This is a genomic window from Pseudocoprococcus catus (assembly GCF_019734885.1).
GTDB lineage: Bacteria > Bacillota > Clostridia > Lachnospirales > Lachnospiraceae > Coprococcus_A > Coprococcus_A catus.
This window is the reverse complement of the sequence record NZ_JAAXCM010000033.1, coordinates 19,589-43,399: the sequence shown is the minus strand read 5'-3', so window position 1 is coordinate 43,399 and position 23,811 is coordinate 19,589. Positions and strand designations below refer to the sequence as shown.

Sequence of the window (23,811 nt, the reverse complement as noted above, 5' to 3'; positions counted from 1 at the left end):
CGGCAATGATACATGCGATTATATTCGATATGGATGGTGTGCTCATTGACAGCCAGCCGATGCATTATCTGGGAGACCAGCAGACGCTGGCTGCCCATAGTGTTGAGGTGCCGGTAGAAGAGATGACAGACTATGCAGGGACAACCAATCAGCTGCGGTTCGAATTGTTTAAAGAGCGTTATCATCTGGATGCAGATGTGGCTGATATGATCAGAGAACGTGAAGCAACAATGATTCGTCTTGTCAGAAAAAGTGATGCTGTACCAACAGAAGGTTCTGTTGCATTGTTGGAGAGTATCAAAGCTGACGGGTTAAAAACGGCGGTGGCGTCTTCTTCTTCCTACCCTTTTATCTATGCGGTTTTGGAGAAGCTGGGAATCCTTTCGTATTTTGATCTGATCTTTTCAGGTGAAGATGTAAAAAACGGCAAGCCGGCACCGGATGTTTTCCTTGAAACATGTGAGAAATTGCAGGAAACACCGGAAACATGTGTTGTCATTGAAGATTCTGCCAATGGTGTACTGGCTGCGGTAAGAGCCGGCATGGCTTGTCTTGGTTATCAGAACCCTACATCCGGCGAGCAGGATTTGTCAAAGGCCAATGCAGTGATTGATGATTTCAGAACCATTGATGCAGATTTTCTGATCCGGCTCGGAAAATGTTGATCAGAACAGTGTTTATGTTTTAAATAAATATGGATTTAAGCAGCAGCTGCTCATAAATAAAGCTCCGCCTGAGTATAATAAGCAAAAAGGCGGAGCTTTTTGTATGGATGATTATTATGAAATGGAAGCAGAGCAGAGGAACAACAGTCGTCGGCTGAAACAGATGGGAAGGAAAAAGGCCGGGAAGGATATGCCTTTTCCTAATGAGAGAAGGAGTACTTTCTCAGGCAGGATGATCATCGTAGTGCTGATCTTATCAGTAACCATGTTCTTAAAACAGATGCAGTTGCTGGATAACAGCAGGGTGTATCATGCGGCAATGTCGGAGATGGAAAAACAACTGACTGTAGAGGCACTTCGAAAAGCGGTTGTGGAAGAAGGTGTCTATCCGGTGATGAACTGGATACAGGAACAATAAAATTGTACAAATTAGCTATAATTAGCACGCTAAATTTATTGAATATAGATAGTTGACAAAATATGTAGCGAGATATATAATTAGTATACAAACTATTAGTAAGCGATATCAATCATTATTTTGATTATATATTTTTTCTCCCTTTAAACAAAAAACAGTCATAGAGATTATGGCTGTTTTTTGTTTTATTTTTCTTTAAAATGTGATATGATTAACTAATGCATAAACCAGACAAGGAGAATGTATTATGACAAACAAATCTGTCAGAATTGTTGTTGCGACGCATAAAGCCTATCAGATGCCAACAGATTCTATGTATCTTCCGCTTCATGTAGGAGCGAAAGGAAAGACAGATCTGGGATATAGAAGAGATGACACCGGTGAAGAGCATATTTCAGAGAAGAATCCTGGATTTTGTGAACTGACAGGATTATATTGGGCGTGGAAGAATCTGAAAGAAGATTATATCGGATTGGTTCATTATCGGAGATATTTCTGCCTGAAGAAGGGCCGAAGGGATGACTGGGTGAATCATGTTCTCACATATTCTGAGTTGGAACCTATGCTGCACCAATACAGAGTTTTTGTACCGGAGAAGCGGCATTATTATATAGAAACCTTATATTCGCATTATGCACATACACATTATGCCTGTCAGTTGGACTGTACAAGAGAGATTATAGCGGAGAAGTATCCGGATTATCTGAAGAGTTATGATTGTGTGATGAAACGTACATGGGGACATATGTTCAATATGTTTATCATGCGGCGGGAGGATATGGAAGCTTATTGCACCTGGGTGTTTGATGTTTTATTTGAACTTGAGAAACGGATGCCGTCATCAGAAAATCTGTCGGATTTTCAGAAACGCCTGTATGGCAGAATCAGCGAGATCATTTTTAATGTCTGGCTGCAGCATGAAATAGATGGCGGGCGAATGAAGAAGAGTGAAATCAAAGAGTTACCATGTCTGCATTTAGAGAAAATCAACTGGTTCAAAAAAGGCGGCGCTTTTTTGTGTGCCAAGATTTTCAAGAAGAAGTATGAAAGGGGATTTTGATACTCAATGGATGCCATGCTGATTTCGGTAGTCATACCGGCCTATCACTCAAAAAAGACAATTAAAAAGACGATATCCAGCATCTGCCGTGAATTGGGCAGCGACATTTTATATGAAGTTATTGTCGTGGAAAACGGGCCTGAAGACGGGACACGGCAAGTGATTGAAGCACTGGCAGGGCACATGCCATATATACGGCTGTATCATTCGGTACAGGGTGTTTCCAATGCCAGGAATGAGGGCATGATGCATGCTTCCGGGAAGTGGTTGATGTTTGTGGATGCAGATGATGAGCTTCATCCCGGTTCTGGGAAGCGGCTCATTGAGGTGATGCAGACCAGTGAAGCGGATGTGTGTCTTTTCGGACATCAGAGTGGAGAAAAACGGCGGCCGGTCTGCAGCGAATCAGAATTCTATACCGGCAGTGAAATTGAAGCGGTCAGAATACGGATGCTGGAAGCACCCACACGGTATATGCAGGTCTGGGCGAAACTTTTTCGAAGACAGCAGGTAGTGGCGGCCGGTGTGTTGTTTGAGCCGGAGCTTAGCATGGCAGAGGACAGTGATTTTACTTTCCAGTATACAGCTTTTTGCCGGTCTGCTGCATTTTATCCGGACATCGTTTATGATTATCATATCAATCCGGTATCGGTGATGCATGCTTTTGATGCACAGAAGGTTGAGGCTTATATCCGTGCCATGACGGTGATGACGGAGCGGATGTCAGGTGAATCCGAAGCGATACAGTGTGCCTGTGATCAGTATATACTGGCGCATTTTCATATTGCCATGGTGAATGGTGTATTTTGCACAGGAAATGATGTTTTCTGTGGTGAGAAGGTCCGAAGAATCAGAGATACAGCCGGACATCCGGTTTTTAAAAAGGCGATTCGAAGGGTATCTCTGAAATCAGGCGGATGGATTTCACGTGTGACAGGCCTGCTGCTGAAAGGACATTTATATGGACTGCTGGGCGTTGTGTATACACTGAGAGTCTGGCAGAAGAGAAAAAGATAAAGGTGAACACAGATGATAAAAGTGCTTGTATTTGGTATGACAGAGACCCCGGGGGGTGTAGAAAGTGTCATTATGAACTATTACAGACATATAGACCGGACAAGGATACAGTTCGATTTCCTGTGCAATTCCTATGAAAAAGTAGCATATGAAGCGGAATTGCTGGCTCTTGGGGGTCATACATTCCATTTCCCGGCACGCAGTAAAAATTATCCGAGATATCGCCTTGAACTGAAATGTTTTTTCAGGGAACATGCTGCGGAATATGCGGTAATCTGGGTGAATATCTGCAGTCTGGCCAATATAGATTATCTGAAACTGGCAGCACAGTACGGGATTCCGAAGCGTATTATCCACAGTCACAGTTCAGCCAACATGGATGGCAGACTGCGAGGTTTGCTGCATCAGCACAATAAAAAGCAAATCGGCAGATTTGCCACGGATTTCTGGGCCTGCTCAGCAGAAGCTGCCGGGTGGTTTTATCCTTCTGAGATATGTTCACAGGCAGTGATTCTGCATAATGCCATTGATGTTCAATGCATGGCTTATGATGAGAATGGAAGAGAGAATATCCGGCGGCAGCTTGGCTGGCAGAATCAATTTGTCATCGGCAATGTAGGCAGACTGCATTTTGAGAAAAATCAGCGTTTTGCCCTTGAGGTGATGGCAGCGCTGGTCAGGAAGGATCGCTCTGTGCGTCTTGTGCTTGTCGGCCAGGGAGAGGATGAAAGTGAACTCCGGGAACAGATTTTCCGGAAGGGGCTTCAGGAGTATGTGTATATGGCCGGTGTCCAGTCCAATATCCGAGATTGGCTCAGCAGTTTTGACCTCTTTTTATTTCCATCTGTATTTGAAGGACTTCCGGTGGCTGCCATGGAAGCTCAGGCGAATGGCGTGCCGGTATTGGCATCTGAGGATGTTATTCCGGATGAAGTCAGAATGAATAAGAATATAAAGATGCTCAGCCTTCAACAGCCGCCGGAAATATGGGCAGAGGCGGTATGTGAGATGAAGGAGTGGTTTGTCAGAGAAAATCCGGAGGATATCTGGGAGCATTTTATTCAAAGCGGATATGAGATAGAACATGTAAAAGATGAATTTGAGCAGCGAATTTTAGGAGAAAAGGCGTGAAATTATATCAGATCGTAGAAATTGCAGGCAATGATAATCATGCAGGAACAAAGGCAACATCAGATATTGCGTGGATTGCAGAGAATATAGGCTTCAAGCCTGTCAGTATCCGTATGCGTTCTACTGCGCTGTCAAAAGCAGCCAAACTCCAGCGGCAGGTAGGTTATCTGAAGGATTGGCATCAGGCATGCAGGACGATTGAAAAAGATTCTGTTGTTCTTTTGCAGCATCCGTTTCATTACCCGCAGCTGACACGGGAAGGTGCTTTAAGAAAACTCAAAGAGCAGCGGCATGTGCGTTATATTTGTCTTGTACATGATGTTGAGAAATTGCGCGGATTTCGGTATAATGCCTATTATGAACATGAATTTCTGACAATGCTTGATCTGGCAGATGTACTGATCGTTCATAATGACCGTATGGCTGATTATTTTATAAAACAGGGTGTTGACGGCAGCAGGATAATAAAGCTGGGAATTTTCGATTACCTGCAGAAGGATGATGGAGGGCGAATGCCTGTTTTTGCCAGGGAAATTATAGTTGCGGGTAATCTGGAGACTGTGAAATGCGGTTATATCGGACAGCTGGGACGGCTTGCGCCGCTGAAGGTGCGGTTATACGGCCCTAACTATGACGAGAAGATGGGTGCTTATGACAATATCTGCTATGGCGGTAATCTGCCTTCAGATGAAGTACCTTCAAAGCTTGACAGGGGCTTTGGCCTTGTATGGGATGGTAGCAGCATTGAAGGTTGTCTGGGGGATGCAGGTCAGTACCTGAGATATAATAATCCCCATAAATTGTCCCTGTATCTGTCATCGGGGCTGCCTGTTGTCATCTGGAACGGGGCGGCAGAGGCTGATTTCGTAAGGGGCAACGGATTGGGACTTACGGCGGCATCTCTGCCGGAACTGATTGACAGGATGGCCAGACTGACAGAGGAGGAATATCTTGAATATGTCAGAAATATCAGCTCTGTCAGAGAACAGCTGATTCACGGCTGCTATGGCAGGACGGCCCTTCAAAAAGCACTTGAACTTGTGAGGAGATAAAAATGCTGTATCTGTTGTGTGTGATAACATTAGCTTTTGTAGTTTTTAATTTAAAATGGACAAAAATGGACTGGATGACCCCACCGGTTATTTTCAGTGCGGCATTCCTTTGCTATGCAGCGGTCTGCGTTGTTGAGAAAAATGCCTATGCAATTGAAATGATACCGGCTACTGTGGGTGTTATCACAGCAGGACTTGCTGTATTTTCTCTTGTGTCATGGATTACCGAAAAGCTAAATCGTAAGACAACGGCAGTGAGAATGCCGCAGTTTATTGAGTTTAACAATATCTATGTTATGCTTCTGATAATTGCACAGATTTTATCAATTATATTTTTTATTAAGTATCTTGGCAATTTGTCAGATGCTTACAGTGCCATTTCAGGAGAGAGTTATGCAGGGCTAGGGGCAAAGATTAAGCTGTATGATACAATGACAAAGTTCTGGACAGATACATATGCCCAGTTGGCAGTGCCGATTCCTTTTGTTTATCGTGTCACAAATCCGTTGTGCTGTGCGGCGGAGTATCTTCTTTTGTATATTGCTGTATACAATTTTACGGTGAATAAAAAAATCAATCCGCTGCATGTATGTTCTGTTTTTTTGATGGTTGTGAGAATCGTCATGAATGGCAGCAGATCACCAATTCTTCGAATTGTTACTTTTGTGGTTTGTCTTTTGTATATTTTCTATATGCGGCAGGGCAGACAGTACCGTCTGAATGGCAAACTTCTTGGTATCATGGCGGCATCAGCGGGGACACTGTGTCTTCTGATGCTGGCACTGCTTTTTGCCATGGGTCGGGGGACAGATGGTTTCAATATTTTTGGTTATATTTTTAATTATGTCGGGGCACCGGTTGTCAATCTGGATACATTTCTGCGTAACAATGATATTACGCTTTTTCGTGGCGTGTCGGAAGTTCCGGTTTTTGCTCCCCATATTCTTCGGGGCCTTTATGCTTATATTGCCAAAGTCTGCGGTACGAATCTTTTCTCTATTGCAGAAATTAATTTCTTCTCCTTCAGCAGAAATGGCATAGAGATTGGCAATGTATATACGATGTTCTATAAGATTATCTTTGATTTCGGCTATTTTGGTGTTGTATGCTGGACAGGAATGATGGCACTTTATTATTCAGTGACGTATGTGAAAGTGCGTACAAACATCAGCCGTCATCCTATTGATTTCAGATTGTTTATTTATGCCTATCTGTTCAATGATCTGGTGATGTCAGCTTTTTCAAACCGTTTTTATGAGACAATTTTTGATGCACCTTTTATCAAGCTGGTGCCGGTTGCTTTCGTACTGGATAAATTTATCGTGGAGTACCGTGTACCTGAGAAGATGATGCAATGGATTGGCGGCAAAATGAGAGAGAAGAAATAACAATGATGAAAGATAAAATGACATCTTCGTTAAAATTAAATTTCATAATGAATGCCATACTGACTATGTCATCCTTTATTTTTCCGTTGATTACATTTCCGTATGTATCGAGGATTCTTATGCCGGAAGGCACCGGTACGGTTTCTTTTGCCACATCGGTGGTGACGTATTTTGCATTGTTTGCCCAGCTGGGTATTCCAACTTACGGTATCAGAGCTTGTGCGAAGGTGCGTGATGACAGAGAGGCATTGACACAGACGGCACAGGAGATTTTTTTGATTAACTGTGTCATGAGTATTCTGACATATGCTGTATTTTTTGCCGTACTTTTCAGGGTGCCGAAGATGCAGGCCGAAAAGCCCTTGTTTCTGGTCATCAGTCTGACCATTTTCTTTAATATGATCGGCATGGACTGGCTGTACAAGGGGCTGGAACGGTATACGTATATCACGGTGACCTCTATTATCTTCAAATTTATCGCTTTGCTGGCGATGTTTGCCCTGATCCATGAAAAGAGTGATTATGTCATTTACGGCGGAATTTCTATTTTTGCGGCATCGGCATCAAATGTCTGCAATCTGATGAATGTGCATAAATATATCAATCTGAAGCCGATGGGGCATTACCAGTTTGGACGGCATATGCAGCCAATTATGGTGTTTTTTGCCATGTCCTGCGCTACAACGATCTATACGAATCTTGATACAGTGATGCTTGGTTTTATGAAAAGCAATACGGATGTGGGTTATTATAATGCGGCGGTGAAGATTAAGAACGTACTTCTGGCGGTGGTGACATCTCTTGGAACAGTCCTGCTGCCCAGAGCTTCCTATTATGTGGAGCATCATGAAATGGAGAAATTCCATGAAATTACCCGGAAAGCGATCCGCTTTGTGTTTCTAATCGCTGTGCCCCTGATGGTGTATTTTATGCTTTTTGCATCCGAAAGTGTTTTGTTTTTGTCAGGAGAAGCTTACATACCGGCAATACTGCCCATGCAGATCATTATGCCGACCCTTGTGCTGATCGGGCTGACGAATATTATGGGTATCCAGATGCTGGTGCCCCTTGGGCAGGAAAAGAAGGTACTTTATTCAGAAATAGCCGGGGCTGCAGTAGATCTTATTCTGAATGCTATTCTGATTCCGCGGGTGGCTTCTGTGGGAGCGGCCATCGGAACACTGGCAGCGGAAGCGGTTGTATGGCTGGTGCAATTCGCAGCATTGAAGAAGATGGTGCGTCCGGCTTACAAAGAAGTCAGCTACGGAAAGATTACCGTCGGTGTGCTGATAGGAGTTATTGCATCTCTGTGGGTAAAAAATCTCCATATAGGCAGTTTCCTGACATTGCTTTTGTCGGCAGTTTTATTCTTTGGCGCTTACGGTGGTCTGCTGACGCTTCTGAGAGAACCTTTAGTGTGGGAAATTGAGCAGCAGATGCTCGGGAAAATATTTCATTCATCATAGACAGACTGAGAGAGAAAAGGAGTTATCCTATGAATGCCAATAATATTTATGAGATGATCGAGTATGCGGTACAGGCTTTTCATGGCAGACCGGCTATTTCTTACAAAGAAAATAAAGTACTTATTACCAAAAAATACGAAGAGGTTTATGCAGACATCCAGAAAACGGCAGTCTGGCTGGAAGAACATCACTGGACAGGAAAGAAGGCAGCCCTTGTGGGGGCCATGGATTATGAGTGGGCCATTGCCTATCTGACACTCCTCTACACAGGTTCTGTAATCATGACCATGAATTATACACAGGAGGTATCTGATCTTGAGGAAGAACTTCGGCTGCTGGATCCGGATGTGCTGCTGTATGGCAAAATCGATGATGCACAGCAGGAATGGGCGAAACAGCTGACATCTGTGGAAACGGCGTCCATGTATGAGGCAAAAAGGACACCGGCACCTGATATTGCCGGAAAATATGAATTGGACCCGGAACTGCCTGCATGCGTGCTTTTTACAACAGGTTCTACAGGAAAGAAAAAGGGTGTGATGCTGGCCCAGAAGAATATGATGGCCCTTTGTGCCAGTGCTGAATTTGCCTATGATGGTGTGCGATTTGACAAGGGTATGGCGCCGGTACCCAATTATCATTTGATGAAGCTTGGATCTATCATTTCCATGTTCAGTAACGGTATTGAACAGTATATTACCAGCAACACAAAGCGGACATTGAAAGATATCCATGAGCAGAAACCTGCTTTTATCCAGGCTGTGCCTCTGGTTCTGGAGGCTCTGCGCAATATTCTGGAAAATGATACTTCAGAGGGAACAATAGCAGAGAAGTTTCAGAAATTCAACGGTCATCTGCATACAGTTTCTGTGGGCGGAAGTTTTTCAGATCCAAAAACCATAGACTTTTTTGAAGATCTTGGGGTGCATATTATCAGTGGATATGGCATGACAGAAGCCGTTGTCATTACCAATGAGAGAGCCGGACGGAAGAAAAAAGGCTCTGTAGGTGAGGTAACACCGGGCGTGCATATAAGAATCGTGGATGGTGAAGTGCAGGTCAGCGGCCAGAGCGTTATGCTGGGATATTACAAAGATCAGGCTGCAATCGATGAAGTTTTTGAAGACGGCTGGCTAAAAACAGGGGATCTCGGTTATGTGGATGATGAAGGTTATCTGTATTTGACGGGCAGAAAGAAGAATCTGATTATTCTGGCCAATGGGGAAAATGTTTCCCCGGAGGAGTTGGAAGGACAGCTGAGAAAGTGTCCGATGATCAGTGAAGCTCTGGTAAGGGAGAAAGACGGACATCTTCACGCAGAGGTTCAGTCAGTGGAGAATGCTGTGACTGCGGATATTGATGATTATATCCGGGATATGAACAGAAAGAATGTTTTGTGCAAACGAATTGTCTCATGGGAGCTTCGGGAGACACCCTTTGAGAAGATTAATGCCATGAAGATAAGAAGAAATTAGAATAAAATGTGCATGATGCAGCATTTGCAGCAGGAGGTAAAGAGGATGACAAGAGATCAGGTAAAAGATATTGTATTTCGTACATTTACGGATGTTATCGCGGATGATGAAATAGAGATTACGGAGGACAGCGGTATTATGGATGATCTGGATATGGATTCCATAGAGATGCAGGAGGTTTTCAGTGATCTGGAAGAGGAATTTGAGGTGGGAATTCTGGATTCCATGCTGAAACGAATGATCACCATCGGAGATGTGATTGATGTGATGACGGAACTTCAGGGGAAGGCAGATTGATGCAGAGAAATTATCCGGGAATGTTTAACCTGACCAAGGGTCTTATGATGATTGCCATTATGATGATGCACGCAATTACAGATGGACTATTTGGGTATGGTCTGAATGTTCAGAGCGCAAAATTATATCCGCTGCAGGTGATGGGATACGGTTCCATGGCCATGTTTTTTATGCTGTGCGGCTATACCGTCAAAAAGAAATCATGGAAAGCCTGTCTGAGAGCCCAGAAGGCGATTATCCGGCCTTACTGTATTGTTGCGGTGTCTGTTCTGGTTATCAGTCTTTTTGGTGTCTGTCTGGCACAGGGCAGTGCTTCGGATTATTTGGGAACCGTAAGATATAACTTCTTTCCATATCTTCTTGGACTCAGTGCCGGTATATTTATGGGTATACCATCCCATGGCATCGGGGCAATCTGGTTTTTTGTTGTATTTGTACTGGATACCCTCATTCTGAATGCGGTGCTACGACTTGAGAAGACATGGATGCAGATTGGGCTGCTTGTTGTGATGGCAGTGGCTGGTATTCATATCGGGACGGATATTTTGATGCCCTTTTATCTTCCTCAGGTACTGGTGGGCGCCGGTTATATGTATGCCGGCATATGGTGCAAAAAGCTGGATATTTTTAACCGAAAGATACATCCGGTGATATGGATTTTGCTGACAGCGGGCTGGCTTTATATGTCCTGGAAAGGCAATATCAATATGGCAGATAACTACTGGAAATGCGGACTGGCCGATTGGATAATGAGCTTTGGCGCCGGTCTTTGCCTACTGGTGGGACTGCAGCAATTGAACCGGTTTGAGGGACAGATGTCTGAAAAAATCCGGTGGATCGGAAAACATGCCATGTGGATCTGCTGCATCCATTCAGTTTCCCAGATCGCTATTCCATGGAATCAGATATTAAGTCGGATTTCACCGGTGCCGGTTGTGGGAATGCTGGTGGAATTTGCCCTTCATTTCGGACTGGCGGTAAGTATCTGTATTCTGATTGAAAAAATTAAACGCAGCCAGAAGAAGCGCCGCAGGATAAGCAGACAAGGTCAGACTGTTTAATTTACGCGAACAACGAGCCAAAGTCTGTGCTGGCACAAGACCTTGGCGACTGTCGCGAAAACTATGAAAAACTCGCAGAGCGTGTTTTTCATAGTTTTCTCAATAAAGAATTGTATATTTGATAAATCGTGCTATAATGATTTTATGGCATAAAACAACAGAATAAGAAACAGCTGGTGCCGTGTAAAAACGGAGAATAGGGAAACAGGTGCAAATCCTGTGCGATCTCGTCACTGTGAGCAGGAGTTCATTACTAATATGTCACTGAGTCATCGGGAAGACAGTGTTGGACGTTTGGACTGTGAGCCAGGAGACCTGCCAGACTGTGGTACGGGGAATATCAGGTTCCAGGTCACGAGGATTGGCTGTACTGAATGAGTTTAGAACATATAACAGGCAATCCGGCGAATTATCGCTGGATTTTTGTTTTTTCTCCCTCTTTATTTCTTATTCCTGGAAGTGTGCCTGTCTATATTTTATATTTCAGGAGGAAGAACAACATGAAGAAGATGACAACATTTGTGTGTGTTGCTGCTATTACAGCATCTCTTTTAGCAGGATGCGGCGGCAAACAGACCGAGACAACAGCTGCAGCAGAGAGCACAGCAGCATCCACAGAGGCAGCAGTATCTACCGAGACGGCAGCAGAATCTGCAGAAGGTACAGATGCGGATAAGGAAGCAGCAGATAAGGTTGCAGCACTGATCGATGCCATTTATGTACAAGAAAGAAATGACAGCACAGATGAACAGTGCAAGGAAGCAAAAGCCGCATGGGATGCTCTGACAGATGCTCAGAAGGCCATGGTTGAAGGCGAGAATGCAGATCCGGATTATTTCGGAAGAGATACAGGGGATGCTTCCAAGGATGATCCCCGCAACCAGGATGATATTGGCGAGAATGAACTGCTGGTAGTCAGCTTCGGTACATCTTTTAATGACAGCCGTGTGAAAGATATCAAAGGTATTGAAGATGCCCTTCAGGAAGCAAATCCTGACTGGTCTGTAAGAAGAGCTTTCACAGCGCAGATCATTATCAATCATGTAGAAGCAAGAGACGGCGAATGCATCGACAATATGGATCAGGCTCTGGAGCGTGCAGTTGCTAACGGCGTGAAGAACCTTGTTATTCAGCCGACACATCTGATGCATGGTGCTGAATATGATGAATTAACAGAGGCTGTTCAGAAGTATGAAGACAAATTTGAATCCGTCAAGATATCTGAGCCATTACTTGGTGAAGTCGGTGACGATGCAACTGTTGTGAATGATGATAAGAAAGCTGTAGCAGAAGCTATTACATCAGAAGCAGTTAAGACCGCAGGGTATGATTCATTGGATGCAGCCAAAGAAGACGGTACAGCATTCGTATTCATGGGTCATGGTACATCCCATACAGCTAAGATTTCTTACAGCCAGATGCAGTCACAGATGAAAGACCTCGGTTATGAGAATGTCTTTATCGGTACTGTTGAAGGTGAACCGGAAGATACAGCATGCGAAGCAGTGATCGAAGCAGTTAAGACCGCAGGTTACAAGAAAGTTGTTCTTCGTCCGCTGATGGTTGTTGCCGGTGATCATGCTAATAACGATATGGCCGGTGATGATGATGATTCCTGGAAGAGCCAGTTCACAGCTTCCGGCAATTTTGACAGTGTTGACTGCCAGATCGCAGGTCTTGGTGAAATCCCTGCAATCCAGGAAATCTACAAAGCACATACAGCCGCAGTTATTGAATAATTACAAGTAAAGGAATGGATACAAAATGAAGAAGAAAGTCATTGTATGTTTGTGTACGGCGCTGCTTAGCTGTTCAGTGATGTTTGGCTGCGGCAGTAAGTCGGATGCCAATACTCAGACAGAGAGCCAGACAACAGTACAGACAGAAACACAGATTCAAACAGAAAGCCAGACAGCTGCTCAGACAGAAGGCGCAGAGAGCACTTCCGCGGAGATACTGGCAGATGGTATATATTCTGCAGATTTTAATACAGACAGCAGCATGTTTCATGTGAATGAGACATGTGATGGAAAGGGCACATTAACTGTCAAAGACGGCAAGATGACCATTCATATTACCCTTACATCCAAGAACATTGTAAACCTTTATCCGGGTCTTGCAGAGGATGCACAGAAAGACGGTGCAGAACTTTTGCAGCCTGTCACAGATACAGTGACTTATAAAGATGGGACATCAGAAGAAGTTAATGGTTTTGATGTACCGGTACCGGCCATTGATGAAGAATTTGATCTTGCCCTGATCGGCACGAAGGGTGTATGGTATGATCATAAGGTCAGCGTATCTAATCCTGTTGCTGTTGAAGAGTAATCGAGCTTGATCAAACCTTGACAAGTACATAATCAGACTGATTCATTCAGAAGACAGGGCTGCTGTGGAATGTAGATGAGCGTTTTGCAGCAGCCTTTTTCTATAACATGGAATAGATAATTGAATTTGACAGGCCGGAAAGGAGCATATAAAAATGGAAGTTTCAGAACTCAATTTGGCAGACGGTGAATATACAGTGGAAGTGACTATGGAAGGCGGCAGCGGAAGGGCCTCCGTTCAGTCACCCACAGAATTATCGGTGGAGAACGGACAGGCGGAAGCGAAAATTGTCTGGAGTAGTTCCCATTATGACTATATGAAGGTTGGAGAAGAAAAGTATCTCCCGGTGAATACAGAAGGAAACTCCACGTTTGAAATACCGGTGGAAATATTTGACGAACCGATGTCTGTTATTGGTGATACAACAGCCATGAGTGTGCCTCATGAAATAGAATATACGCTGACATTTGCATCGGATTCTGTTTCACCTGCCCAGTCAGGGCATGGCATGGGTACAGCGGGCATCGGTATTGCAGCAGCCGTTGTTATTGCATGTGCGGCGGCATTTTGGGGCATACGCAAAAACAAAAAGAAGATAGGATAAGACGAAAAGATGAAAAAGAAAAGCATACTGTTTGTGATAGGTATACTGGTGTGTCTGCTGGCAGCCTGCGGGAAAACGGCAGATACCAATGAGAAAGAACATGACACGGCTATCAGCCAGAAACTGACATTTGATCACAGTGAGGAGCTGACTTATGCACAGAAGTTTTCAATAGATGATTATGAGGGGGATTACCACTTGGTGACAGTGACTGACGGAAGCCGTTATCTGCTTGTCCCGGAAGGTAAAGAGGTACCAGATGATCTGGCCTCAGACATTGTCGTGATTCAGGAACCAGTTCAGAATATTTATCTGGCAGCATCTGCGGCAATGGATATGTTCGTCTCTCTGGACGCACTGGATTCGATCAGGTTCAGCAGTCTGAAAGCAGATGGCTGGTATATTGATCAGGCAAAAGAGGCAATGGAGAACGGGGATATTCTGTATGCCGGAAAATATTCCACACCGGATTATGAGCAGATCGTTCAGGGAAATTGCGGGCTGGCAATTGAGAATACTATGATTCTCCATACACCGGAGGTGAAGGAACAGCTTGAAAAATTCGGTATCCATGTGTTGGTAGATTATTCCAGCTATGAACCGGAACCTCTCGGAAGAACAGAGTGGGTCAAGTTATACGGACTTTTGACAGGTCATGAAAAAGAAGCGGAGGATGCTTTTAACAAAGAGCAGGCAGCCATGGAAGAGGTACAAAACAGTGCTGCAGCTTCCGGGGACAAAGAAACAAAGACAGTTGCCTTTTTCTATATCACGAGCAACGGGCAGGCCAATGTCCGTAAAAGTGCGGATTATCTTCCGAAGATGATCGAAATGGCCGGCGGTCAGTATATATTTAAAGATTTAGGAGATGAGGAAGAGGCAACATCAACCCTGTCCATGCAGATGGAAGAATTTTATGCAGGGGCCAAGGATGCAGATTATATCATTTATAACAGTACCATTGAAGGAGAACTGGATTCTGTCGATGACCTGCTGGCAAAAAGTCCGCTGTTTGAAAAGTTCAGGGCCGTGCAGGAGGGACATGTGTACTGTACATCAAAGAATCTTTATCAGTCCACAATGGAACTGGGTACCATCACATCCGACATTCATCGGATGCTTGTAGGTGATGATGAGGATCTGACCTATTTATACCAATTGAAATGAGATGAGGACCAACATGAAGAACAAAAGATTTGGGGCGGCATTTATGATCCTTGGGGGTCTCCTTATGATCAGCCTGATTCTGAATATCTGTATCGGGTCAGTGAATGTGCCATTGAAGGATATTCCGGGTATTTTCTTAAAGACCGGTGCGAATGAAACTTACCGGGATATTGTGTTAAATATCCGTTTTCCGAGAGCACTGGCAGCAGCTATACTTGGCGGTGGTCTTGCTCTGTCAGGGTATCTTCTGCAGACATTTTTCCATAATCCTATTGCAGGACCTTTTACCCTCGGCATTTCATCAGGGGCTAAACTGGTGGTTGCCCTTGTAATGGTGGCATCCCTCGGCAATGCCTTAAAGCTCAGCTCATGGGTGATGATTATTGCTGCATTTGCAGGGGCCATGGTCTGTATGGGATTTGTGATTCTTATGTCCGGTGTGATCGATCAGATGGCCATGCTCATTGTCAGCGGTGTTATGATCGGTTATATCTGTTCGGCAGTGACAGATTTCATCGTTACTTTTGCAGATGATGCGGATATCGTGAATCTCCACAACTGGTCCAAGGGAAGTTTTTCCGGTATGACCTGGGAGAATGTCAAAGTGATGGCGGTAGTAACCGGTATTGCGGCAATCGGTGTTTTCATGATGTCAAAACCTGTCAGCGCCTATGAGATGGGGGAATCCTATGCCCGGAATATGGGACTGAATGTCAGAGTATTCCGTATTTTGCTTGTACTGCTCTCCAGCATTCTGGCAGCCTGTGTAACGGCATTTGCCGGTCCGGTATCCTTTGTGGGCATTGCAGTCCCTCATCTGGTGAAAAAGCTTCTCGGGACATCCAGGCCGATCCTCCTCATACCTGCCTGTTTTCTTGGGGGGTCGGTATTCTGCCTGGTGTGTGACTTATTGGCAAGAACATTGTTTGCGCCGACGGAATTGTCTATCAGTACTGTGACGGCAGTATTCGGGGCACCGGCGGTTATCTATATCATGATCCACCGAAGAAAAGAAAAGGCGGTGTAGCTATGGATCGGGATTATTTTTATACAGAGTCCATGACAGTGGGCTATCAGGGTGTCCCATTGATCAAAGATATTGCCATTGGATTGAAAAAGGGGGAAATCCTGACATTGATTGGTCCGAATGGTGCCGGTAAGACCACGATTCTTAAGAGTCTGATCCGACAGTTAAAACCCATAAAGGGAGTCGCTGTTCTAGACGGTGTAAAGACGGAGACTATGAATGGCCGGACTTTTGCCCGGAAGCTTTCAGTTGTGTTGACGGAGCGGATACATCCTGAGATGATGTCCTGCCGGGATGTAGTAGCAACAGGGAGATATCCTTATACCGGCAAATTTGGCATTTTGTCGAAGGAAGACGAGGCGATTGTTGATGCATCAATTCGGCTGGTGCATATAGAAGCATTGTCAGAAAGAGATTTTACCAAAATCAGCGATGGTCAGAGACAGCGTGTCATGCTTGCCCGTGCACTCTGTCAGCAGCCGGATGTACTTGTGCTGGATGAACCGACCTCTTTTTTGGATGTGCGGTATAAACTGGAATTTCTGTCCGTTCTTCAGGAAATGGCAAGAAAGGAGAAGCTGACAGTTATGATGTCGCTGCATGAACTGGATTTGGCAGAACGTATTTCAGATAAGATTGTCTGTGTCAGAGGCGATCATGTGGATCGTTTTGGTACACCTGAGGAAATTTTTACGGGCAGTTATATATCAGAGCTTTATGGTATGACTGTGGGCAGTTATGATGCGGGAACAGGAGAGGTGGAACTGCAGCCTGTTCACGGAGAGCCAAGGGTATTTGTTATTGCCGGCAATGGCACAGGCAAGGCTGTTTTTCGAAGATTGCAGAGGAAAGGCATTCCTTTTGCGGCAGGTATTCTATGGGAGAATGATTTGGATTATCCTTCGGCAAAAGCACTGGCAGAGGCGGTTGTCAGTGTGGCACCTTTTGGAAAAGTGAGTGAGGCACATCTGATGCAGGCAAAAAAGTGGATAGATGCGTGTGATCATGTCATAGCTGCATTGGATTTATCCACTGCCGGTGAGACGGCGATGTGCTTTGAAACACTCTGTGATTATGCAAAAGCACAGGGAAAAATATAAATTTATCCGGATTGCCTCAAGGCAGCGGCATTCTTATATTGACTTTTTTCGAAAAACACTTTATATTGAAAGACAGTGAAAAAAAAGCAAAGGATGTTAAAGAATGAAAAAGCTGGCTTTAAGCGATGATATTTTATTAAAAATAGAAAAACCGGCCCGTTATCTGGGCAATGAGGTAAATCATGTGGTGAAGGATCCAAAAGGGAAGATCCGCTTTGCCATGTGTTTTCCGGATGTGTATGAAATCGGTATGTCTCATCTCGGTATTCAGATATTGTATGATTTATTGAATGCCCGTGAGGATGTGTACTGTGAGCGTGTGTATTCGCCTTGGATGGATCTGGATGCAGTGATGCGCGAGAAGAAGATTCCTCTTTTTGCGCTGGAGTCCCAGGATCCGATTAAGGATTTTGACTTTCTCGGGATTACGATTCAGTATGAAATGTGTTATACCAATATTTTGCAGGTACTGGATCTTGGCGGCATTCCGATGCTGGCATCAGAGCGCGGCGAGAATGATCCCATTGTCATTGGCGGCGGTCCATGTGCCTATAATCCGGAACCTTTGGCAGACTTTTTTGATATTTTTTATATCGGAGAGGGCGAGACGGTGTATGATCAGCTGATGGATGCCTATAAAGCTAATAAGGCAGCAGGCGGTAGCAGGGAAGATTTTTTGGGGATGGCTGCGGCGATTCCGGGGCTTTATGTGCCTGCCTTTTATGATGTGGCTTACAATGAAGACGGTACCATCGCTTCCTTTGGACCGAACAGAGATTGTGCACCGGCTGTGATTGAGAAACAGGTTGTTACGGATCTGAGCAGTGTCCGTTATCCGGAGAAGCCTTTAGTTCCTTTTATTAAGGTGACGCAGGACAGAGTTGTTCTGGAGATCCAGAGAGGCTGTATCAGAGGATGTCGTTTCTGTCAGGCGGGTATGGTTTACCGTCCGAACAGAGAGAGGAAACTGGATTATCTGAAGGAACATGCAGATAAGATGCTCAATTCCACTGGACATGATGAGATTTCTCTTAGTTCTTTAAGTTCCAGTGATTATTCCGAACTGGAAGAACTGACGGATTATCTGATCCGGACATGTGAGAACCGAAAGGTGAATATTTCTTTGCCGTCTTTGCGTATTGATGCCTTTTCGCTGGATGTTATGTCCAAGGTACAGGATGTACGTAAGAGCAGCCTGACTTTTGCACCGGAAGCCGGAAGTCAGAGGATGAGGGATGTTATCAATAAAGGTTTGACAGAGGAAGTGATCTTAAAGGGCGCAGCAGACGCTTTTGCCGGCGGATGGAACAGAGTCAAGCTTTATTTTATGCTTGGCCTTCCGACAGAGACCGAGGAAGATATTGCGGGCATTGCAGATCTGGCCAATAAGGTTGCCAAGACGTTCTATGAGATTCCGAAGGGCGAACGCCCGGGTAATGGCCGTGTGGATGTGGTAGCAAGTACTTCTTTCTTCGTACCGAAGCCATTCACACCGTTCCAGTGGGTTCGTCAGTGCACGGATGAGGAATTTGTGGCGAAACAGAAGTTCTTAAGTGCCAAGATGAAGGAACAGATTAACCATAAGAGTATGCGGTATAACTGGCATGAATTTGAACTGACGAAGCTGGAAGGTATTTTTGCCAGAGGTGACAGACGTCTTGGCAAGGTACTTGTGGCTGCTTACAAGAACGGCTGTATCTTTGATTCCTGGTCTGAGTTTTTTAATTATGAAGGCTGGATGAAGGCTTTTGAGGAATGTCATGTGGATTATGCGTTTTACGTGCATCGTGAACGTTCGCTGGATGAGATCCTGCCATGGGATTTCATCAATGCCGGTGTGACAAAGGAATTTTTGATCAGAGAATACAAACGGGCACATGAAGAAGTTGTGACGCCGAACTGTCGTCAGGGATGTTCAGGCTGCGGCTGCCGTGCTTATGAAGGAGGTGTCTGCTATGAAGCTTAGAATGCGTTTTGGCAAAGAAGGAATTGTGAAGTTTATCGGACATCTGGATATTATGCGCTATTTCCAGAAGGCATTCAGAAGAGCCAATGTAGATATCACCTATTCCCAGGGATATCATCCTCACCCATGTCTTTCTTTTGCCTCACCCCTTGGTGTGGGGCTTGAGAGCCGGGGAGAATATCTTGATATGGAAGTGAACAGCTTTGATGATTTGGAAGCCATGAAGGATGCTGTGAATGCCCAGATGGTGGAGGGAATTGTTGTTTACAGTATCAGGCATCTACCGGATCAGGCGAAGAATGCCATGTCTATTATCGCAGCAGCGGATTATGAAGTGGGATTTCGTGAAGATATGGTGCCTTGTGATGGGGAGCAGCTGAGAGCGGCCGTTGAAAGCTTTATGTCCCGTCCGGAGATACGTGTGATCAAGAAGACGAAGAAGAGCGAGCGCGAGATTGATATCCGGCCGTTGATCTATCAGATGGTTGTGCAGGAGAACGGGAAGATCTTTATGCAGGTGGCAGCAGGCAGTGCGACGAATCTGAAACCAGAGCTGGTCATGCAGACGCTTTGCCGTCTGGAATCTCTTGAAGAGAATGATTATGCGTGGCTTGTGACCCGCTGTGATATGTATGCGGACAAAGGCAATGAGCAGACAGGCAGACAACTGGTTTCTCTGGAGGATTTTGCAGAATAAATGAAGAGACAAATCGTTATTACGGGCTGGCAGTCAAAGGTACTGACAGCCCTTTATGAAGAAGATATACTTTGCGAGCTGAATCTTGAGCCGCAGAAAAGCCGTGTAAGAGTCGGCGATATTTATATAGGGAAAGTAAAACACATTGTACAGAATATTCAGGCAGCCTTTGTGGAGATTACACCGGGGGTGATGGGATACTATCCCCTGAAGGAGAATGCTGTACATTTTTTTGTTAATCCGAAGAAAAATGATAAGATTGTTGCCGGGGATGAGATTGTGGTTCAGGTAGATAAAGAAAATCTCAAGACAAAGGCATGGTTTTTGACAGGACGGTTAAGCTTTCCGGGAAGATATACCGTATTGACAAAAGGAAAAGCAGGTATTCAGGTGTCTTCCAAGATTAAAGATAAAGAGGAGAGAAGCCGTTTGACGGAAATTATCTCTGACAGACCAATGGAGGGAGCAGCCTGGATGATCCGGACAGAAGCACGGGGACAGTCATCAGAAGTGATCAGAGAAGAAATGGACAGATTATTAGTTGACTATAATAGAATTATGTCAACCGCAAGGAACAGAACCTGTTTTACGAAGCTTATGTCCGGGGCTTCACCTTATGCACAGCTGATCACAAAGTTTGCTCACGGCAGTGACTGCCGGGTGACGACGGATCTTTCGGAAATCTATGAAGAGTTAAAAGAGAATTTTGAACGGTGGGGGCTGTCATCGGAGATTCTCAGATATTATAAAGATGATGCCTATCCGCTCATTAAGTTAAAAGGCATTGAATCTCAGATAGATAGGGCACTGCAGAAGCGTGTCTGGCTGAAATCAGGGGCCTATCTTGTGATTGAGCCCACGGAAGCACTAACCGTTATTGATGTCAATACGGGCAAGGCCATCGGTAAACAGAAGATGGAAGAAAATTTTTTCAAAATTAATATAGAAGCTGCCAGAGAGGTGTGCCGTCAGCTACGTCTTCGAAATATCTCGGGCATTGTGATTGTAGATTTTATTAATATGAAGGAACCGGAGCATTTAAAAGCTCTGATGGATATCTTAAGGGAGGAAGCGGCAAGAGACAGTATACAGACAACGGTTGTGGATCGTACATCCCTGCATCTGATGGAGATGACCCGAAAAAAAGTTCACAGGTCTTTAGCAGAACAGGTTCGCCTGTGATCGTAAGATTTTCGTAAAGAATTGCACAAATTGTAAGGAAATTGCATCTGTTTTTGGACAGTTTTTCTGATATAATAAATATAAATCATGAATTCAATCAATATCAGATTAATTTTTATTTTGAATTAGGAAATGGAGGCGCATTTATGAAAAGAATGAAGAAATTGACTAGTATCGGTCTTGTTCTTGCGATGACTGTGGGCCTGCTGGCGGGCTGCTCAGGAGGAAGTAATGGCAGCGGAGGCAGTGCTGATGCGTCAGGCGGCAAGGGCCGTTATGTAGAAGAAAACTGGGGAAATCCTTTTTCTTCCGGTGACGATGATTCCAGTTATGTGCAGTCTATTGCCCAGTTGTCAGACGGAACTCTTCGGGCAGTCATCAGTGACAGCTCAGACAAAGGATTTTCAATTAAGGATTCCACTGATGGCGGTAAGACATGGACGGACAGCAGCATGGATCTTTCAGCGTTGGATCAGCTGAAAATTTCATCCAACACAGATGATGACGGAAATGGTACTTACGGCTATCTTGGCAACATCTCTATTGATGCGGATGGAGATATTGCTTTTGTCTATACTTCAACCACATCCAGTACCAAGGATAATGTAAGCATCAGTGATTCGACAGAAAGCTATTATCTGCTTACAAAGGACGGTAAGCTGTCGGAGATTAAGGCAGAGATCCCGGGCATTAAGAAGACACAGCATTATGAATATGATATGTCAGAAGATACTGCATATGGCTCGGCAGCTGTGTCAGATGAAGCAGTCGCTGAATCAGAGACAGAGGATGATGGTGTTGTGATCAATGATGGTGAGAATTCAGACAACAATGATGATGATTCTTACAACGGTATTCAGACATTCAAGTTAAAGGATGCAGATAATCTCTATGTTGCAGATTACAATGGTGCTGTTCATCATATCACAACAGCTGATGGCAAGATTGCTTCATCTTATGATGATTTTGACTGGGTCAACGGTATGTACCTGTGTGGTGATAAATTACTGCTTGATGATTATCAGAAGGTGATCGAGTATGATACAGCCACAGACAAGAAGGTAGCAGAACACGAAGAATTGGCCAATATTATTCAGACGAAGAACAATGTTATGATTGCAGATTATCTCAAGGATGGCAATACAATCTATTATGCATGTACAGAAGGTATTTTTACATACAATCTGGACAATGATACTTCTGAACAGATTGTAGACGGCAATATGTCTTCACTTGTTTCACCAAATGGCAATGTTGGATTTATGGTGCCGAAGGCAGATGGTCAGATCCTTCTTAAATTCAATGATTATACAGGCGATACTTCTGAAACTTCTATTTTGAATTATGCGTATGACAAGAATGCGGCGAAGCGCCCGGACAAAGAATTGACGATCTATACATTAAGAGATGATTATACAATTCGTACATTAGCTGCTACTTACCAGAAAGCACATCCGGATGTTTATGTCAATGTTGAAAGCGGTGTCAGCGGCGGTGATGCCGTGACAACATCTGATGCGATCCGTACGCTGAATACAGAGGTGATGGCCGGTGAAGGACCGGATATTCTGTTCATGGATGGTCTTCCGGTTAATTCCTATATTGAGAAAGGCCTTCTTGCAGATGTCAGCGATGTGATGAATCCGCTGATTTCTGACGGAAAACTTTTTAAAAACATTGCAGAGACCTACAAATCAGATGACGGCAAAATCTATGCAACACCACTGACATTTACAGTACCGATTGTTATCGGTTATAAGGATGATCTGGATAAGCTGAACAGCCTTTCTGATTTTGCCGCACTGGCTCAGGATTTCGAAAAAGATCACAAGAAAGGTGAAAACTTTGTAGACAGCTACAGTTTACTTTCTCTCATCGGCGATATGATGTCTGTGAATTCAGCCAGCTGGTTTAAGGAAGATGGTTCACTTGACGCGGACAGCCTGAAATCTTATCTGAAAGATATTAAATCTATTTATGATGCGGCTTATGGTACATTGTCTGATGATGATAAATCCAGTTTGGATGAGACAAAACAGTATTATATAGGAGAGGATGCAGATCTTGATGCAAGTTATTTTGGATTTGATCCGACATCTGATGCAGTCAGCATTATCTCCGGCTCAAGAAAACTGGCTTATGGCAATATGGCAGGTTCCTATGGCCTTGAGCAGCTTGGTTCCGTTATGAGGAAAGACGCTGATCTGACTTATAAAGCATTACCTGGTGAACTTAAGAACGTTTATGTCCCTTCTGAGAAGATGGCGATCAATGCAAAATCCAAGAATATGGATACAGCCAAAGAATTCTTTGAATTTGCTCTGAGTACAGATGGTCAGAAGATCATCGACAATTACAGCGGTTTCAGAGTCAACAAAAACAGCTTTGATGACTCACTGGTTGACCCGGATGCAGGAAGTGAAGGCTATGATCCAAGTGCATCCAAGGGAGCATGGGGATTTTCAGATGAGAATGGCAAGGAATATACGATTGATATGTACTGGCCGACAGATGACCAGATCAAACAGCTGAAGGATCTGATCGATACACTGGATACACCGGCTTACGGCGATAATACAATTTTGACAACGATTGTCACTGATTGTATCGGATCTATTCTCGGTGATGACTCCATTGACGATGATGTTGCACAGGTTGTCAAGGATATCAATATTTACTTATCTGAATAAATATGAAAGAGGTATGAAAG

The 23,811-nt window shown here is 44.3% G+C and carries 21 protein-coding genes and 1 riboswitch; all 21 genes read left to right on the top strand.

All coding sequences use genetic code 11. From position 1 onward, the window contains the following. The first annotated feature begins 5 nt into the window (after positions 1 to 5). Complete coding sequence (locus HED67_RS09640) at positions 6 to 665, top strand: HAD family hydrolase (protein ID WP_221718163.1); 660 nt, start codon at positions 6 to 8, stop codon at positions 663 to 665. A gap of 103 nt (positions 666 to 768) precedes the next feature. After that, on the top strand, positions 769 to 1,083 hold the full coding sequence (locus HED67_RS09635) for a hypothetical protein (RefSeq protein WP_215633179.1): 315 nt from the start codon (positions 769 to 771) through the stop codon (positions 1,081 to 1,083). Between the two features lie 247 nt (positions 1,084 to 1,330). Next, complete coding sequence (locus tag HED67_RS09630) at positions 1,331 to 2,143, top strand: DUF4422 domain-containing protein (RefSeq protein ID WP_215633178.1); 813 nt, start codon at positions 1,331 to 1,333, stop codon at positions 2,141 to 2,143. A 6-nt stretch (positions 2,144 to 2,149) separates the two neighbouring features. Beyond that, positions 2,150 to 3,160, top strand: coding sequence for a glycosyltransferase family 2 protein (locus tag HED67_RS09625; protein ID WP_215633177.1), 1,011 nt, complete (start codon positions 2,150 to 2,152; stop codon positions 3,158 to 3,160). A 12-nt stretch (positions 3,161 to 3,172) separates the two neighbouring features. Next, positions 3,173 to 4,291 carry a glycosyltransferase family 1 protein gene (locus tag HED67_RS09620; RefSeq protein ID WP_221718162.1) on the top strand — a complete coding sequence of 373 codons (1,119 nt, stop codon included), beginning with the start codon at positions 3,173 to 3,175 and terminating at the stop codon, positions 4,289 to 4,291. Continuing rightward, the gene (locus HED67_RS09615; RefSeq protein WP_221718161.1) at positions 4,288 to 5,343 is read left to right on the top strand and encodes a hypothetical protein; all 1,056 of its coding nucleotides are present in this window, start codon (positions 4,288 to 4,290) and stop codon (positions 5,341 to 5,343) included. Before HED67_RS09620 ends, HED67_RS09615 begins: the two co-directional genes overlap by 4 nt. Positions 5,344 to 5,345: 2 nt before the next feature. After that, positions 5,346 to 6,731 (top strand): O-antigen polymerase, encoded by a 1,386-nt coding sequence (locus HED67_RS09610; RefSeq protein WP_215633174.1) that lies wholly within the window; start codon positions 5,346 to 5,348, stop codon positions 6,729 to 6,731. Positions 6,732 to 6,736: 5 nt separating this feature from the next. Beyond that, the gene (locus HED67_RS09605) at positions 6,737 to 8,197 is read left to right on the top strand and encodes a flippase (RefSeq protein WP_221718177.1); all 1,461 of its coding nucleotides are present in this window, start codon (positions 6,737 to 6,739) and stop codon (positions 8,195 to 8,197) included. 29 nt (positions 8,198 to 8,226) lie between these two features. After that, positions 8,227 to 9,672, top strand: coding sequence for a class I adenylate-forming enzyme family protein (locus HED67_RS09600; protein WP_221718160.1), 1,446 nt, complete (start codon positions 8,227 to 8,229; stop codon positions 9,670 to 9,672). A gap of 45 nt (positions 9,673 to 9,717) precedes the next feature. Continuing rightward, entirely contained in the window at positions 9,718 to 9,969 is a 252-nt protein-coding gene (locus HED67_RS09595; RefSeq protein ID WP_221718159.1) for an acyl carrier protein, read from the top strand. Continuing rightward, complete coding sequence (locus HED67_RS09590; protein WP_215633171.1) at positions 9,969 to 11,030, top strand: acyltransferase family protein; 1,062 nt, start codon at positions 9,969 to 9,971, stop codon at positions 11,028 to 11,030. Before HED67_RS09595 ends, HED67_RS09590 begins: the two co-directional genes overlap by 1 nt. A 160-nt stretch (positions 11,031 to 11,190) precedes the next feature. Beyond that, positions 11,191 to 11,367, top strand: a riboswitch (cobalamin riboswitch). A 163-nt stretch (positions 11,368 to 11,530) separates the two neighbouring features. Continuing rightward, on the top strand, positions 11,531 to 12,769 hold the full coding sequence (locus tag HED67_RS09585) for a sirohydrochlorin cobaltochelatase (protein WP_221718158.1): 1,239 nt from the start codon (positions 11,531 to 11,533) through the stop codon (positions 12,767 to 12,769). Positions 12,770 to 12,794: 25 nt separating this feature from the next. Then, the gene (locus tag HED67_RS09580; RefSeq protein WP_215633169.1) at positions 12,795 to 13,358 is read left to right on the top strand and encodes a hypothetical protein; all 564 of its coding nucleotides are present in this window, start codon (positions 12,795 to 12,797) and stop codon (positions 13,356 to 13,358) included. A gap of 154 nt (positions 13,359 to 13,512) precedes the next feature. Further along, entirely contained in the window at positions 13,513 to 13,962 is a 450-nt protein-coding gene (locus HED67_RS09575) for a hypothetical protein (protein ID WP_221718157.1), read from the top strand. Between the two features lie 9 nt (positions 13,963 to 13,971). Further along, a complete protein-coding gene (locus HED67_RS09570) occupies positions 13,972 to 15,129 on the top strand; it encodes an ABC transporter substrate-binding protein (RefSeq protein WP_221718156.1) in 1,158 nt (385 codons plus the stop codon). Positions 15,130 to 15,142: 13 nt separating this feature from the next. Beyond that, a complete protein-coding gene (locus HED67_RS09565; RefSeq protein ID WP_221718155.1) occupies positions 15,143 to 16,156 on the top strand; it encodes a FecCD family ABC transporter permease in 1,014 nt (337 codons plus the stop codon). Positions 16,157 to 16,158: 2 nt separating this feature from the next. After that, positions 16,159 to 17,256 (top strand): ABC transporter ATP-binding protein, encoded by a 1,098-nt coding sequence (locus tag HED67_RS09560; RefSeq protein WP_178440755.1) that lies wholly within the window; start codon positions 16,159 to 16,161, stop codon positions 17,254 to 17,256. A 103-nt stretch (positions 17,257 to 17,359) separates the two neighbouring features. Continuing rightward, the gene (locus tag HED67_RS09555) at positions 17,360 to 19,222 is read left to right on the top strand and encodes a TIGR03960 family B12-binding radical SAM protein (RefSeq protein ID WP_221718154.1); all 1,863 of its coding nucleotides are present in this window, start codon (positions 17,360 to 17,362) and stop codon (positions 19,220 to 19,222) included. Next, positions 19,212 to 19,919 carry a TIGR03936 family radical SAM-associated protein gene (locus HED67_RS09550; RefSeq protein ID WP_178440751.1) on the top strand — a complete coding sequence of 236 codons (708 nt, stop codon included), beginning with the start codon at positions 19,212 to 19,214 and terminating at the stop codon, positions 19,917 to 19,919. The genes HED67_RS09555 and HED67_RS09550 overlap by 11 nt, the downstream gene beginning before the upstream one ends. Further along, complete coding sequence (locus tag HED67_RS09545) at positions 19,920 to 21,101, top strand: ribonuclease E/G (protein ID WP_221718153.1); 1,182 nt, start codon at positions 19,920 to 19,922, stop codon at positions 21,099 to 21,101. A gap of 146 nt (positions 21,102 to 21,247) precedes the next feature. After that, positions 21,248 to 23,791, top strand: coding sequence for an ABC transporter substrate-binding protein (locus HED67_RS09540; RefSeq protein WP_221718152.1), 2,544 nt, complete (start codon positions 21,248 to 21,250; stop codon positions 23,789 to 23,791). The last annotated feature ends 20 nt before the right edge of the window (positions 23,792 to 23,811 follow it).